This window comes from Saccharothrix sp. HUAS TT1 (assembly GCF_040744945.1).
In the GTDB taxonomy this organism is placed as follows: domain Bacteria; phylum Actinomycetota; class Actinomycetes; order Mycobacteriales; family Pseudonocardiaceae; genus Actinosynnema.
In genome coordinates, this window is the sequence record NZ_CP160453.1 from 4,680,915 (window position 1) to 4,695,320 (window position 14,406).

At 72.5% G+C, this 14,406-nt stretch carries 17 protein-coding genes and 1 riboswitch; of the genes, 13 read left to right on the plus strand and 4 right to left on the minus strand.

What is annotated here, in order from left to right; all coding sequences use genetic code 11:
- Nucleotides 1-392 precede the first annotated feature (392 nt).
- The 13 genes from AB0F89_RS22290 (at nt 393) to AB0F89_RS22350 (ending at nt 10,633) form a co-directional block, all read left to right on the plus strand.
- Nucleotides 393-1,619, plus strand: a complete 1,227-nt coding sequence (locus AB0F89_RS22290; RefSeq protein WP_367127477.1) for an MFS transporter — start codon at nt 393-395, stop codon at nt 1,617-1,619.
- A 267-nt stretch (nt 1,620-1,886) separates the two neighbouring features.
- Nucleotides 1,887-2,333: an SRPBCC domain-containing protein gene (locus tag AB0F89_RS22295; RefSeq protein WP_367127478.1), complete on the plus strand. Its 447-nt coding sequence runs from the start codon at nt 1,887-1,889 to the stop codon at nt 2,331-2,333.
- A complete protein-coding gene (locus tag AB0F89_RS22300; RefSeq protein WP_367127479.1) occupies nt 2,330-2,683 on the plus strand; it encodes an ArsR/SmtB family transcription factor in 354 nt (117 codons plus the stop codon). Before AB0F89_RS22295 ends, AB0F89_RS22300 begins: the two co-directional genes overlap by 4 nt.
- Nucleotides 2,684-2,750: 67 nt before the next feature.
- Nucleotides 2,751-3,092 (plus strand): VOC family protein, encoded by a 342-nt coding sequence (locus AB0F89_RS22305; protein ID WP_367127480.1) that lies wholly within the window; start codon nt 2,751-2,753, stop codon nt 3,090-3,092.
- A 307-nt stretch (nt 3,093-3,399) separates the two neighbouring features.
- Nucleotides 3,400-4,584 carry an acyl-CoA dehydrogenase family protein gene (locus AB0F89_RS22310; RefSeq protein WP_367127481.1) on the plus strand — a complete coding sequence of 395 codons (1,185 nt, stop codon included), beginning with the start codon at nt 3,400-3,402 and terminating at the stop codon, nt 4,582-4,584.
- A 263-nt stretch (nt 4,585-4,847) separates the two neighbouring features.
- Nucleotides 4,848-6,005 carry a sensor histidine kinase gene (locus tag AB0F89_RS22315; protein ID WP_367138970.1) on the plus strand — a complete coding sequence of 386 codons (1,158 nt, stop codon included), beginning with the start codon at nt 4,848-4,850 and terminating at the stop codon, nt 6,003-6,005.
- Nucleotides 5,998-6,432, plus strand: a complete 435-nt coding sequence (locus AB0F89_RS22320; RefSeq protein WP_367127482.1) for a roadblock/LC7 domain-containing protein — start codon at nt 5,998-6,000, stop codon at nt 6,430-6,432. Before AB0F89_RS22315 ends, AB0F89_RS22320 begins: the two co-directional genes overlap by 8 nt.
- Nucleotides 6,433-6,518: 86 nt before the next feature.
- A complete protein-coding gene (locus tag AB0F89_RS22325) occupies nt 6,519-6,854 on the plus strand; it encodes a DUF742 domain-containing protein (RefSeq protein WP_367138972.1) in 336 nt (111 codons plus the stop codon).
- Nucleotides 6,835-7,425, plus strand: coding sequence for an ATP/GTP-binding protein (locus AB0F89_RS22330; protein ID WP_367127483.1), 591 nt, complete (start codon nt 6,835-6,837; stop codon nt 7,423-7,425). The genes AB0F89_RS22325 and AB0F89_RS22330 overlap by 20 nt, the downstream gene beginning before the upstream one ends.
- 32 nt (nt 7,426-7,457) lie before the next feature.
- The gene (locus AB0F89_RS22335) at nt 7,458-8,705 is read left to right on the plus strand and encodes a styrene monooxygenase/indole monooxygenase family protein (protein WP_367127484.1); all 1,248 of its coding nucleotides are present in this window, start codon (nt 7,458-7,460) and stop codon (nt 8,703-8,705) included.
- Nucleotides 8,706-8,845: 140 nt separating this feature from the next.
- Nucleotides 8,846-9,679, plus strand: a complete 834-nt coding sequence (locus AB0F89_RS22340) for a hypothetical protein (RefSeq protein WP_367127485.1) — start codon at nt 8,846-8,848, stop codon at nt 9,677-9,679.
- Nucleotides 9,680-9,705: 26 nt separating this feature from the next.
- A riboswitch (guanidine-III (ykkC-III) riboswitch) is annotated at nt 9,706-9,773 on the plus strand.
- Nucleotides 9,774-9,784: 11 nt separating this feature from the next.
- On the plus strand, nt 9,785-10,099 hold the full coding sequence (locus tag AB0F89_RS22345; protein WP_367127487.1) for a multidrug efflux SMR transporter: 315 nt from the start codon (nt 9,785-9,787) through the stop codon (nt 10,097-10,099).
- Nucleotides 10,100-10,147: 48 nt separating this feature from the next.
- Complete coding sequence (locus AB0F89_RS22350) at nt 10,148-10,633, plus strand: group III truncated hemoglobin (RefSeq protein WP_367127488.1); 486 nt, start codon at nt 10,148-10,150, stop codon at nt 10,631-10,633.
- Between the two features lie 15 nt (nt 10,634-10,648).
- On the opposite strand, the gene AB0F89_RS22355 is transcribed toward AB0F89_RS22350, so the two are convergent.
- The 4 genes from AB0F89_RS22355 to AB0F89_RS22370 form a co-directional block, all read right to left on the minus strand.
- On the minus strand, nt 10,649-11,119 hold the full coding sequence (locus tag AB0F89_RS22355) for a GreA/GreB family elongation factor (protein WP_367127489.1): 471 nt from the start codon (nt 11,117-11,119) through the stop codon (nt 10,649-10,651).
- A 173-nt stretch (nt 11,120-11,292) separates the two neighbouring features.
- Complete coding sequence (locus tag AB0F89_RS22360) at nt 11,293-11,469, minus strand: hypothetical protein (RefSeq protein ID WP_367127490.1); 177 nt, start codon at nt 11,467-11,469, stop codon at nt 11,293-11,295.
- A gap of 9 nt (nt 11,470-11,478) precedes the next feature.
- Nucleotides 11,479-12,738: an NAD(P)/FAD-dependent oxidoreductase gene (locus tag AB0F89_RS22365; RefSeq protein WP_367127491.1), complete on the minus strand. Its 1,260-nt coding sequence runs from the start codon at nt 12,736-12,738 to the stop codon at nt 11,479-11,481.
- Between the two features lie 121 nt (nt 12,739-12,859).
- Nucleotides 12,860-14,395 (minus strand): PucR family transcriptional regulator, encoded by a 1,536-nt coding sequence (locus AB0F89_RS22370; protein WP_367127492.1) that lies wholly within the window; start codon nt 14,393-14,395, stop codon nt 12,860-12,862.
- Between the last annotated feature and the right edge of the window lie 11 nt (nt 14,396-14,406).

Genomic DNA, 14,406 nt, shown 5'->3' on the forward strand with positions numbered 1-14,406 from the left:
TTGTCGGGGCGGTGGGGCCGGCCGGTCCGGAGTCGGCCGCCACAGGGCAAGGCGGAAGAAGCGGTGTCCGGTTGCTCCTGGTTCGGGGAGCGGGTCTGAGCAGCGGTTCGACGCGCGTCCGCCCCCGTGATTGCCATGTTAGGGATGGCTCCCTATAGTCTAGCTCGGCGACTGGGTCACCCCCCCGCTGCGACCTGCGGAGGCACCCGTGGGCATGGGCGGGGCCGGAGGGCACGGGCGCCACGGAACCGCGGGGACGCGGGATCGGGCGTCGGGAACGGGCACGGAGGCGGAACGACCCGCCCGGCCCCTGCCGCCCCCCGCGTGACAGGACCGCACGCACCGATCACCACGCGTCAGCGACACGCAACAGCGACAAGGAAGAAGTGCACATGAGTACCCAGCAAACGGCGCTGAGCCCCGGCAGGGCCAACCTGGTCCTGGCCACGCTGTTCCTCGGAATGTTCGTGCTGGGCAGCGGGGAACTGCTCGTGGTCGGCGTGCTGGACCTGATCGCCGCCGACCTGCAGGTCACCATCCCCGCCGCCGGCAACCTGGTCACCGTCTACGCCCTCGGCCTGGCCATCGGCGGACCCGTCCTGACCGCCCTGACCATCAAACTCGACCGCAAACTCGTCCTCATCGGCTCGGTCGCGCTGTTCGTCGCCTGCAACCTCGTCGCCGTGCTGACCCCCGACTACGCCGTCTTCATGATCGTGCGCTTCCTCATCGGCGCCTCACAAGGACTCTTCATCGCCGGCGCCTTCATCGCCGGCATGGCCGTCGTCGCCCCCGAACGCATGGGCCAGGCCATCGGCATCGTCGTCTCCGGCGTCTCCCTCGCCGGCGCCCTCGGCGTCCCCCTGGGCACCCTCGTCGGACAGACCCTCGGCTGGCGCGGCTCCTTCGTCGCCATCGTCGTCGGCGCCGTCATCACCCTGCTCGCCACCATCGCCCTGGTCCCCCGCGTCCCACCCGCCGGCGGCGGCGCCGCCCACCAGGCCAAGTACGCCTTCGCCCCCCGCGTCCTGGCCGTGCTCTTCCTCAACTTCATCGTCTTCTCCGCCACCTTCGCCGCCCTGACCTACATCGTCCCCTTCCTGCAGAACGTCACCGGCATCTCCGGCGCCTGGCTCAGCGCCTTCCTGCTCGCCTACGGCGTCGCCACCGCCATCGGCTCCTTCCGCGGCGGCAAATTCGCCGACTGGAACGCCTCCCGCACCCTCATCATCGGCTCCATCGGCCTGGCCGCATCCCTGCTGCTGCTCTACTTCGTCGGAACCGTCGCCTGGCTCGTCGCCCTCGCCCTGCTCGCCTGGGGCCTGTTCTTCTACAGCATGGTCCCCTCCCTGCAGGTCCGCGTCATCAGCCTCGCCGGCCCCGGCGGCCAACTCGCCCAATCCCTGCCCGTCTCCGCCGCCAACGTCGGCATCGCCCTCGGCGCCTTCGCCGGCAGCATCGCCATCGACAACTACAACGCCTCCGCCCCCATCATCGCCGCCGTCATCTTCGCCGTCATCACCATCGCCGTCGCCTGGGCCACCAGCTACCTCAAGCCCCCGGTCGTCACCGACGACACCACCACCGCAACCCCCCAAACCGCAACCGAACCGGCGTAGTACGAAAATCGTCGGACCGCTTTTCTCGCCCCTCGGGCGGCACGGTGGTGGCGCAATTCGCCACCACCGTGCTCCCCTTTTTCCGTCACCGTGCTACCCATTCGCGTTCGGGCCGTGCGCGGCCGTTGTCGGGTCGATTCCCGACGCCCGGCCGTCCCCGGTCGCCCGGCGCGCCCGCGACCCTCGTGCAACTGTCAGGTTGCACGACGACCATCGACGTGCAATCATCTGGTTGCACTCAACGTTGGCACTTGAAGGAGTTTCCTGATGAGCGAAGACCGGATCGAGCGCGACACCCTGATCGACGCCTCGGTGGAGCGCGTCTGGTCGCTGGTGGCCGCGCCCGGCTTCTGGGTGGCCGACCCGGAGAGCATCAAGGGCACCACCGCCGTCGAGGGCGAGTCGATGGTGGCCAAGAACCCGGATGACGGCGACTTCCCGGTCACCGTGGTCAAGGTCGAGCCGCAGTCCTACGTGGCGTACCGCTGGGCGCCCGCCACCCCCGGTCAGGAGCTGACCGAGGGCAACAGCACCCTGGTCGAGTTCACCCTGTCCTCCGAGGGCGACAAGACGCGCCTGACCGTGGTGGAGAGCGGCTTCGCGGCGCTCGACGTGCCCGACGACCTGCGCGAGCAGACGTTCAAGAACCTCACCGGCGGCTGGCCGTACGTGCTCAACGCGGCCAAGACGCGCGTCGAAGAGTCGACTGTGTGAGGGCAGAACCCGACGGCGCGGTCGAGGAGGTCGGCAGTGTTCTCGTCGCGCTCGCCGACCCCACCCGTCGCCGACTGCTCGACCTCCTCGCCGCGCAGGGCGCGGTCACCGCGACGACGCTCGCCGGGCGGCTGCCCGTCTCCCGGCAGGCGATCGTCAAGCACCTCGCCGTCCTGGACGCCGCCGGCCTCGTCGTCGGCAGTCGGGTCGGGCGCGAGGTGAAGTACTCGCTGCGGCCCGCCGGTCTGGACGCCACCACGCGGTGGATGTCCTCGCTCGCGGCCGACTGGGACCGTCGGCTGGCGGCGATCAAGCGCGCCGCCGAGGCAGTGGAACGCGAAATCACGTAACACCGGGACGCGTGGTGTGGCGACAGCCCCCGCCGCGAACTGTGATCACACAACGAGGAGATCAGACATGACCACCCTGACGCCCGGAAGCATGCTGCTCGGCACCACCCGCCCCGCCGAGATGCGGGCCTGGTACGTCAAGGCGCTGGCGCCGGAGTTCACCGGCGAGGGCGCGATCGACCTGGGCGGCTTCCTGCTGGTCATCGACGGGCGCGACGACGTCGAGGCCAAGAACAACGAGCCGGGCCGCGCGATCATCAACTTCCACGTCGAGGACTTCGACGCCATGGAGGCCCAGCTGAACGCGGCCGGCGTGCAGTGGATCTCGATCGAGGACCGGGAGAAGGGCAAGTTCGGCACCTTCGCCGACCCCGACGGCAACTACCTCCAGATCATCCAGTGGAAGTAGGCCACCCGGCCCCGGATGTCCCCGTGCCCGGTCGGCGCTCGCGCCGGCCGGGCACGTCGCTGCGCGGGGGTGGGCGATCGGGGCGGTGCGCGCCTGATCGCCGCGTTCGTCCCGGGTAAACAAAACGAATTCGGCACTCCGCAAATCAGCGTGCTGCTTCACCCGTTATGGTGAAACGCATTCGGGGAAAGCCCTGCCCCCGGTCAACTGGGCAACGTCGAAGAAGTGCGTGAATGGCACCCGTGTAAGAGTCGGGAAGCGGTAGATCTACCGAACTTGTGTCCTGCCATCGTATCGAGGAGCGCAGATGACGATCATCGCGGCGCCGGCGAGTGCTGAACTCGTCCGCCGGGCGACCGAGCTGGTCCCTCTGATCCGCAAGCACGCCGCGTGGCAAGAGGAGAACAAGGTCCTGCACGAGGAGGTGCTGCAGGGGATCGTCGACGCCGGCCTGATGAAGATGCGGGTCCCGGTCCGCTACGGCGGTTACGAGGCCGACGTGCGCACGGTGTGCGACGTGATCTCCGAACTCGCCCGCGGCGACGGCTCCGTCGGGTGGACCGTGAGCACGATGACGATCAGCTCGTGGCTGGCCGGGCTGTTCCCGGACGAGGTCCAGGACGAGGTCTTCGCCGACCCCGACGTCCGGATCGGCAGCAGCGTCAGCCCCAACGGCGTCGCGGCGCCGACCGAGGGCGGCGCGATCCTCAACGGCAAGTGGCCGTTCAGCACCGGTGTGCTGCACAGCCAGTGGTTCATCCACTCCGCCGTGCTCGCCGGCGAGGACGGCCAGTTCGCCCCGGTGATGATCGCCGTGCCGAAGGCGGACATGACGATCGTGGACGACTGGGACACCGTGGGCCTGCGCGGCACGGGCAGCGTGACGACCGTCGTGCAGGACCTGTTCGTCCCGGAGTCGCGCATCCTGCCGATGCTCCCGCTGGTGATGCAGAACCAGCACCGCTCCGAGCTGAACGCCGGGTCCCCGATGTGGAAGGCGCCGTTCTCGCCGATCACGGCCGCCGGCGCCAGCGCCGTGCCGCTGGGCATGGCCAAGGCCGCGCGCGACGAGTTCTTCGAGCGGCTGCCCGACCGGAAGATCACCTACACCAACTACGAGCGCCAGTCCGAGGCCCCGCTGACGCACCTGCAGGTGGCCGAGGCGGCGGTGAAGATCGACGAGGCCGAGTTCCACGTGCGCCGCGCGGCCGAGCTGGTGGACGCCAAGGTGCGCGACGGCGAGTCGTGGACGATGGAGGAGCGCGCCCTCGCGCGGATGCGGATGGGCGCGTCGACCTTGCGCGCCAAGGAGGCCGTCGACCTCTACAACACCGCCAGCGGCGGGTCGTCCATCTACACCGACAAGCCGATGCAGCGCATCGAGCGCGACATCCAGACGATCAACCTGCACGGCGTGCTGCACCCGAACACGAACCTGGAGCTCTACGGGCGCGTGCTGTGCGGCCTGGAGCCCAACACCCACCTGATCTGAGGCGGCGCGGTCCGGGGCGGCGGGACCACCACCGCCCCGGAGCGCGAGGGGGGACCCACGATGGGGGTTCGGGATGGCGAGGCGTCGACCTCGTGGTCACGACATGCAGCGTGACCAGCGGTCTTGTCCCGACTGTGATCACTTTGGGTACCCGATCGAGTGTTTTTAGCTACCCTCCGTCTTGACCGTGACCTCTGCGTGACTAAGGTTGACGCGGTGTTGACCGACGACGACGTCCAAGCGGAGCACGCGTGGTGAGCCGAATGCGGTCGCTGCTCGACCAGTACCGCAGGCAGGGCGCCAGATCGCTGTTGGACCAGGCGCGGGACACCGTCGCCGACCTCCTCGAACCCCGGCGGACCCCACCGCCCCGCGCGCCGCTGCCCCCTGCCCCGCCGCCGGCGAGCAGGCAGCGGGACGACGTGCTCGCCGGCGTGTGCGCCGGGATCGCGTTGCGGGACTTGAACCTCGTGGACTCGCTGCTGGCGGAGCTGGAGCGGATGGAGGCCGAGGAGCAGGACCCCGACGCCCTGGCCCGGCTCTACCGGCTCGACCACCTGGCCACCCGGCTGCGCCGCAACGCCGAGAACCTGCGCGTGCTCGCGGGCCAGGACGCGGGCGCCGCCGCCGAGGAGACGGCGCCGCTGGTCGACGTCATCCGGGCCGCGATCTCCGCCATCGAGCAGTACCAGCGCGTGGAGGTCGGCCGGGTGGCGCAGCTGGCGGTGGTCGGCTTCGCCGCCGACGACGTCAGCCGGCTGCTGACCGAACTGCTCGACAACGCCACCGCCCAGTCGCCACCGAACTCGGCGGTGACCGTGAGCGCCCACATCACCGAGAACGGCAGCATCCTGCTGCGCGTCGAGGACGCCGGCATCGGCCTGCCGCCCGAGCGGATGGCCGACCTGAACGCCGAGCTGTCCGCCGCGCCCGCCCTCGACAGCGCCACCATCGAGCACATGGGGCTCGCGGTGGTGCGGCGGCTGGCCGAGAAGCACGAGGTGCGGGTGTGGCTGGGCCGCCGCTCGCCGCACGGCACGACCGCTTCCGTGCTGCTGCCCGCCGAGCTGGTGCGCGAAGCGCCGCAGGTGTCGTTCACGCGCACCACCGCCACGCCGCCCGCCCCGGTGGCCCAGCCCTCGCCCCGCCCGCACCTCGAAGGGCCGAGGCACGCGGTGTCGGACGACGGCGCGGCCAACGGCGGCCCGACCGCCGGCGGTGTGACGCCCGGCGGTCTGCCCCGCCGCGTCCCGACCAGCCTGCGCGGCGTCCCGGCGCCCGCCGTGCCGCCGCAGGAGCACCGCGGACCGGTCGGCGGCGAGCGGTTCTTCGCCGACCTGGCGGACTTCGACGCGGGCGAGCAGGCCGCCCGCGGCACCCTCCCCGTCGATCACCGCGAGGACCACCCGAGTGATGACTGACCAGACCGCCGGGCCGGACTTCAGCTGGCTGATCAACGACTTCGCCCGCCGGGTGCACGGCGTCACGCACGCGCTGATCCTGTCGTCCGACGGACTTCCGCTGGTGGCCTCCGACACCGTCGGGGTGGAGGCCGCCGAACAGCTCGCCGCGATCTCCAGCGGCATGCTCAGCCTGGCGCGCAACGCCGCCGCCGTGTTCGACAAGGGCTCCTGCGAGCAGATCGTCGTCCGCCTGACGGGCGGGTACTTCCTGTTCATGGACATCGGTGAGGGCGCCGGCCTCGGCGTGCTGACCTCGCCGGCGTGCGACATGAAGGTCATCGGCTACGAGATGACCAAGTTCGTCGACAACGCCGGGCACGCGCTCACGCCGCAGTTGCGGGCCGACATGCGCCGCACGGTCACCGCGCGGCGCCCGGGCACGTGACCGCCGAAGGAGAACGACCCGCAGTGACCCCCAGCGCTGTGACACCACCCCCGAACCCGGCACCACCGAACCCGGCGCCCGGCGCCATGCGCAGCACCAGGGTCCGCCCGTACGCGATCACCCGCGGCCGCACCCGGCCGAGGCACCTGCTGCTGGTGGAAACCCTGGTGTCGGTGCCGAACTACGACCCGCAGGCCAGCTCCCAGCTCATGCCCGAGTCGCAGGCGCTGTACGAGCGGGCGCGGCAGCGCACGTCGGTCGCCGAGCTGTCGGCGCACCTGGACATCCCGCTCGGCGTCATCCGGGTGCTGCTCAGCGACCTCGCCGCCCAGGAGCTGGTGTTCATCCACCCGACCGGTTTCGAGTACCAGTACGACGTGCACCTCCTGGAGAGGATTCTGGATGGGCTCAAGGGCGTTTGACGCCGCGCCGTTGACGATTTCGGCGAAGATCGTGGTCGCCGGCGGTTTCGGGGTCGGCAAGACGACGTTCGTGGGTTCGGTGTCCGAGGTGCCGCCGATCAACACCGAGGCGTGGATGACCGAGGCAGCCGAGGGCGTCGACCCGGTCGACCCGGAGGGCGAGAAGACCACCACCACGGTCGCGATGGACTTCGGCCGGTTGACGCTGAGCGACGACCTGGTGCTGTACCTGTTCGGCACACCGGGCCAGCCGCGCTTCTGGTTCATGTGGGACGACCTGTCGCGCGGCGCGCTGGGCGCGGTCGTGCTGGTCGACACCCGTCGCATCGCCGAGTCGTTCGCGGCCATCAACTACTTCGAGAACGACTCGGACCTGCCGTTCGTCGTCGTGGTGAACAAGTTCGACGGGCTGCTGGCGCACGACCTGGACGAGGTGCGCGACGCGCTGGCCATCTCGCCGGACGTCCCGCTGGTCACCTGCGACGCGCGGGACCGCGCCTCGGTCGGCGGCGCGCTGAGGGCCCTCGTCTCCTACGCGATGGACCTGAGCCTGTCCTTCGGGCCGGTGTGAGTGGACGCCCTGCGGTGGAAGAGGTGGCGGCAATGCGGAAGGTGCTGATCGTCGGAGCGGGCCAGTCCGGCCTGCAACTGGCGCTCGGGTTGGTGGACGGGGGTTACGACGTCACGGTGATGTCCGCGCGGACGCCGGAGGAGATCCGCGGCGGGCGGGTGATGTCCACGCAGTGCATGTTCGGCCCGGCGCTCCAGCACGAGCGGGACCTCGGCCTGAACCTGTGGGAGGAGGCGACGCCGGACGTGCGCGGCCTCGGCCTGTCGGTGGGCGTGCCGGGCGAGGGCGGGGGAGTGCAGCGCGCGCTGGACTGGTTGGGCCTGCTCGACGAGGTCGCGCAGTCGGTGGACCAGCGGGTGAAGATGGCGGGCTGGCTGGAACTCCTGGAGGACCGCGGCGGCAAGGTCGTCTACCACGGCGTGACCACCGCCGACCTGGACTCGCTGACCTCGCTGTACGACCTGGTCGTGGTGGCGGCGGGCAAGGGCGAGCTGGTGCAGCTGTTCGACCGGGACCCCGAGCGGTCGCCGTACCGGGAGCCGCAGCGGGTGCTGTCGGTGGCCTACGTGCACGGCATGGAGCCCCGGCCCGAGCACCCGGACGTGCACGCGGTGCGGTTCAACGCGGTGCCGGGGGTCGGCGAGCTGTTCGTCATCCCCGGGTTCACCCTCAGCGGCCCCTGCGAGATCCTGTTCTTCGAGGGCCTGCCCGGCGGACCGCTGGACTGCTGGGACGACCGGCCCGGCCCGGCCGAGCACCTGGACCGGACGTTGCGCCTGATGCGCGAGTTCATGCCGTGGGAGCACGACCGCTGCCGCTCGGTGGAGCTGACCGACGCGCGCGCCACCCTGACGGGTTCCTACCCGCCGGTGGTGCGCAAGCCGGTGGGCAGGTTACCCGCGGGTGGTCGGGTGCTGGGGATGGCGGACGTCGTCGTGGCCAACGACCCGATCACCGGCCAGGGTTCCAACAACGCGGCCAAGTGCGCGGCGTCCTACTTGGACAGCATCGAGGAGCGCGGTGACCGGCCGTTCGACGAGGAGTGGATGGCGGGGGCCTTCGAGTCGTACTGGGAGCACGCCCGGCACGCCACGTTCTGGACCAACGCCATGCTCCAGCCGCCGCCTGAGCACATCATGCGCATCTTCGGCGCGGCGAGCGAGCTGCCGGCGGTGGCCGGGCGGTTCGTCAACGCCTTCGCCGACCCCTCGGACCTGCGGCACTGGTTCTTCGACCCGGACCTCGCCGACCGCTACCTGACCTCGGTCAGCCCGGCCTGAGCGCGGTCCGCCGCACGGGTTGTCCCGCCGCACCGGCTCCCCGCCGGTGCGGCGAACGGGCGGTTCCCGCGGTCCTCCGCCCAGGCGGCTAACGGTCGGGCCCGCGGCGTCGATCCCGGAAGCGACCCGAGGGGGCTCCCGTGACGACGACCGTCATCCAGCGCGGCACCGCCGGACCGCTGCGCTACCTGCCACTGCTGGTGCCCGCGCTGCTGTTCCTCGTCGCGCTGGCCGTCGCGCCCGTCTCGCCCGCCCGGGCCACCGACGGCCTGTACAAGATCACCACCACCCAGTTCGCCGTCAGCCACCACGACATCGAGTGCGCCAGGGACACGGACCAGGTGGCCACCTGCACCACCACCGTCGATGGGAAGGCGCTCGACGTCCGCCTGGACACCACGCCCGGTGCGGCCCTGTCGTGCACCGCGACCTACGACGGGCAGGGCACCCCGTGCACCCGCACGTTCGACTACGGCCCCGGCTCGCACCGGGTGCACCTGGCGTCGTTGACCGTCCTGGAGGCCGCGGCCGAGGAAGTCCGGGACGAGTACCCGTGGTGGTCGTGGGTCTTCGACGGCCCGTGGTTCCTGTTCGCCTTGGGCCTGGTCGCGGTCGTGGTGGTCGTGGCGGGGTTCCTGGCGTGGAGGTGGTCGCGCGAACCCCGGCCGGCGGCGGGGCGCCGAGTGGTGAGGGCGCTGGCGACGTTCGTCGTCTACTGGACGTTCTCCTTCCCGGTCACGCTGGTGGTGGCGCCGTGGGGCAGTGGGCGGCTCAACTACCACTTCCTGCTCATCCCGCACTCCGTGCTGCTGCCCGCCGTCCTCGCCCTGGTGTGGCAGCTCGTGGTCAACGGGAGGATCACCGGCAGGACCGGCCAGCGGATCGGCCTCACCGCGACCGCCTCCGCGACGACCCTCCTGTGCGCGCCGATGATGCTGCTGATGCTGGCCGTCACGTCCGGGATGCCCGACTAGCGGCTCTGCCGGTGTGCGACGATGGTCGGGCGCCTCGTCCAGGAGGCGCCCGGACGAGCGGTGCCGTACCCGGCCAGCGACAAGACGGCGCTCGAAGGAGCAACCGTGTCCTGGCTCGTCCTGATCGTGTCCGGTGTGCTGGAAGCCGTGTGGGCCACCGCCCTCGGCAAGTCCGACGGCTTCACCCGGCTGGCGCCCTCCGTCGTGTTCGGCGTCGCGCTGCTCGCGAGCATGGCCGGGTTGGCCTGCGCGATGAAGGAACTCCCCGTCGGCACCTCCTACGCGGTGTGGGTCGGCATCGGGGCGTCGCTCACCGTCGCCTACGGCATGTGGACGGGGTCGGAAACCGTCTCGCTCGCCAAGGTCGTCCTCCTGCTCGGGATCGTGGCCTGCGTCGTGGGGCTCAAGGTCCTGCACTGACCGCACCTGGACAGGGAGCGGGACCACCTCTTTTGCTAGGGTCGATCCGTGCCCACCGCCGACCGGCCGTCCGACGCGTCCGGTCGGGACGGGGGAGCGGGTGTGACCGCGACGCGCGACCTGGGCGATCGGCAGGACGTGCTGGCCGTCGTCGGCGAGTTCTACCGGCGCGCCTTCGAGGACGGGGCGCTCGGGCCGGTCTTCCGCGACGTGGCCCGGCTGGACCTCACGTCGCACCTGCCGGTCATGGCGGACTTCTGGGAGACGGTCCTGTTCCGCGCCGGCTCCTACCGCCGCAACCTCCTGCGCGTCCATTTGGACCTGGACGGGCGCGCCCGCCTGTCGCCCGCGCACTTCTCGCGGTGGCTGGCGCTGTGGAACGCGACCGTCGACGGGATGTTCGCGGGCGAGAAGGCCGACCTCGCCAAGTCGCAGGCCGAGCGCATCGCCCGGTCGATGGCCCGGCGGCTGGAGCGCGGTGACGCCAGCGAGCTGGTCACCATCCGGCGGCGCGACCACACCGAGCGGTCCTGACCGTCCACCTCGGACTCACCCGGCGTCGGCCCGGTGCAGGCCGTAGGGGACGGCGTCCAGCAGGGTGACCCGGATCGTGTGGCCGCCGGGCGCGCGGTAGGCGCGCTGCTCACCCGGGCGGGCCCCGGTGAGCGCGGCGCCCAAGGGGCTCTCGGGGGAGAAGACCTCGATGTCGCCGTGCTCGACGGCGCGCATCCCGAGCAGGAACGTCTCCGCGTCGCCGGTGTCGTCGTAGCGCACGGTCAGCACCATGCCGGGCTCCGCGATCCCGTCGTCCGGCGGGTCCTCGCCGACGACGGCGTTGTTCAGCAGCTCCCGGATCTCGCGGACGCGGGCCTCGCGCCGCACGCGCGGCGGCGAGCCGTGCTCCTCGGGGTCGCCGGTCCCGGCGCGGGCCGCGACCAGGTCGGCCAGTTCGGCGCGCAGCCGCTGGTGGGCGTCGGGGGTGAGCCAGACGCGTCGGACGCCGGGGTGGGTGCCGGTCATGGTGGCCTCGCGGGTGTCTTCGGGGACGGGTAGGCGCCGTCAGGGCGACCTGGGAGGAGAGGGATCACCCTGACGGCGGAGGTGTCCGCCCCGTCGGGTCTGTGAACGCCGACGCGGCGGACGCGATGGTGGTCGTGGGGCGGAACGGTCGGTGGGACGGGCGGTCGGCCGCGTCACGTGCCGGTCGCGCGCCGGCCGAGGAAGACCTCGACGTCGTGGGCGTAACCGGAGGCGATGCGGGTGAGGACGTCGCGCTGGACGCGCAGGAACGCGTTCTCCGCGCGCAACCAGACCAGCTCCTCGCGCTCCTCGTCGGTGAGGGGGCCGTCGGTGGGCTCGGTGGTGTCCACGCCGGCTCCTCAGCGCAGCGGGTCGAACGCCCGCAACGCCCCGGGCTGCTTGCCGGTGGTGATCTGCTCGGCCAGCAGCCGCCCGGTGACCGGGCCGTGCGCCAGCCCCCACATGCCGTGCCCGCCGGCGACGTACACGCGCGGCGCGCGCACCGCCCCGATCAGGGCCCGCCCGTCGGGCGTGATCGGGCGGGGGCCGACCCACACGTCGCGGCGCTCGTCCCAGCGCACGCCGTCGAGGAGCGGGCGGGCCGAGGCGGTGATCGCCTCCAGCCGGGCGTGGACGCCGGGCGCGTCGGGGTCGCGGAACTCCATCGTGCCCGCCACCCGCAGCCCGCCCTGGTAGGGCGTGCACGCCACCCGCGCGTCCGGCAGGTACACGGGACCGGGCACCGGGCGCTCCACGGGCACGGTGAACGAGTAGCCGCGCCCCGCGCGCACCGGCACGCGCACGCCCCACCGGTCGGCCAGGCGGGACAGCCAGGCGCCGGTGGCGACCACGGCGACCTCGGCGTGCACGGCCGCGCCCGTCCGCGGGTGGACCGTGACGCCCTTGCTGTAGGGGCGGATGTCGGTGACCTCGAACAGCCGGATCGTCGCGCCGCGGGCGACCACCGACCGGGCCAGGGCCTGCACGAAGGCGCCCGGGTCGACGTAGCGCTGCCCGTCGATGCGCACACCGGTGGTGAGGGCGGGCGAGGCGACGGGGACGTGCTCGCGCAGCCGGTCGCCGTCGAGCTCGACGTGCTCGACCGGCTGCCCGGCGTCGGCCATCCTGGCCAGCTCGCGCAGCAGCCCCCTGGCCTGGCGGGGTGTCTCGAACGCGGCGGTGATCGGCGCGTTCACGGTGGGCGCGTGCACGCCGTTGCCGGTGAGCACGTCGAACGCCTCAAGGGCCTCCGCGTTGAGCGGCAGGTTGGCGTGCACCGCGCGGAGCCACGACGGCCACCGGCAGTTCGCCGCGAACCTGGCCAGGAACGACCAGAGCGCGGGGTCCGCGGTCAGCGGGACGTGCAGCGGCGCGGTCGGGCTCAGCAGCGAGCGCAGGCCGTAGCGCAGCACGGACGGTTCGTTGAGCGGGATGGTCAGGCCGGGCGCGAGCCACCCGGCGTTGCCCCACGACGCGCCGGCGGCCACCGACTTGCGGTCGACCACGGTCACCTCGACGCCGCGCTCCTGCAGGAACCAGGCGGTCGACAGGCCCACGACGCCCGCGCCGACCACGACCGCCGAGCGAGGTCCGCCGTCGAGCCGTTCGACGTCGACCATGACCACCTCCACCGGACGAGTGCTGCTGTCAGAGCCAGCTTGGCCCGGTTCACCGCCGACACCGTTGTCCGTTCCCGTCAATCCGGCCACGCGGCTTTGTCGGAATCCGACAACGGTCGGGTCAGTCGTCCCCCGCCACGGCCAGGTCGATGATCATCGCGAGCCGCTTGCGGGCGTCGTCCAGGTCGAGCGGGGTCACCTCGGCCATCTTGCGCAGCCGGTACCGGACGGTGTTCGGGTGCACGCCGAGCCGGTCGCCCGCCTCGGCCAGGTCGCCCTGGGACTCCAGCCACGCCCGCAGGGTCACCACGTAGTGCGTGGCCCGGGCGGCGTCGTGGCGGCGCAGCTCGGCCACCGGCCCGCGAGCCGGGGTCCGCCCGGCCCGCGCGGCGGCCCGCAGGCGTTGCAGCAGGATGTCGTCCCACGACTCGTCGTACGCCGGCGGCGCCGCGTCCGGCGTGCGCGCCTCGTGCAGCGCCAGGCACTCGTCGGCCTCCTGCCTGCTCGCGGGCAGGTCGGTCGCCGACGCCGTGCCGCCGATGCCCGCGGTCACCGCCACCTGCGCGGGCAGCGCGGCCCGCAGCGCCGCCACCCACTCCCGCGCCGCGTCGGCCCGCTCGCCGGGCAGGACCGTGTAGAGCGTGGTGCCGGACAGCGTGCTGCGCCCCGGCCGCGACCAGCCGAACCCCGTGGTGGCCCGTTCGAACGCCAGCAGCAGCGCGGCGTGGCGCTCGTCGGCGATGTGCGCCCGGACGGCGACCACCCGCAGCGGCCCCTGCGGCAGGCCCAGCCTGCTGACCACGGTGGCGGCGTCCGCGGTGCCCTCCAGCAGGCGGATCGCCAGGTCGGACTCCACCTGCCGCTCCAGGTCGGCGCTGGCCCGCCAGCGCAGCAGGTGCAGCGCGACCGTGCGGGCGCCCTCGACCAGCGCCGACCGCCGCGCGCCGGTCAGCGCGCTGCCGCAGGTCACCCACACCGAGCCCAGCAGCTCGCGGCCGGCCCGCACCGCCACCGCCATCCGCCCGGTCAGCCCGTGCGCCTCGGCCGGCTCGACGAACAGCGGCTCGTCCCGGGTGGCCAGGTGGGTGAACACGCCCCGCTCCTCGAACAGCGAGCGCAGCCGGTCGGGCGCCCGCCGTCCGAGGATCGTCTCCAGCCGCGCCCGGTCGGCGCCCTGCTGCGCACCGGAGTAGGCCAGCACCCGGGAGGACCGGTCCTCGATGGTCACCGCGCCGCCGACCGCGTCGGCCAGGCTGTCCGCCAGCGCGAACAGGTCGGTCGGCCCGCGCCCGGACTCGGTCTCGCGGCCCTCCAGCACCAGGCCGTAGACGACACCGGCCAGCTGGCTCCACGACACCGCGGGCTCGACCACCAGGACCGCGACGCCCCCGGCCTCCCCGAGCGCGGCGGCGTGCCCGGCGGCCTCGGCGTCGCCGTGCACCAGGACGACGCTCGCCCGCGCCGCCACCGCCCACCCCACGGCCCGTGCGACCGATCCGGCGCCCACGGCCAGGAACACGTCCCCGGCGACGGCCCGCGCCTGCGTGGACTCGCGCATCACCACGCTGCGCAGCTCCGTCGACCGCGAGACCGGGCAGCACGCCAACCTCGCCCCGTAGCCGCCCAGCACGTTCACCAGGCGGTCCAAGCTGATCATGAGCACCCCTG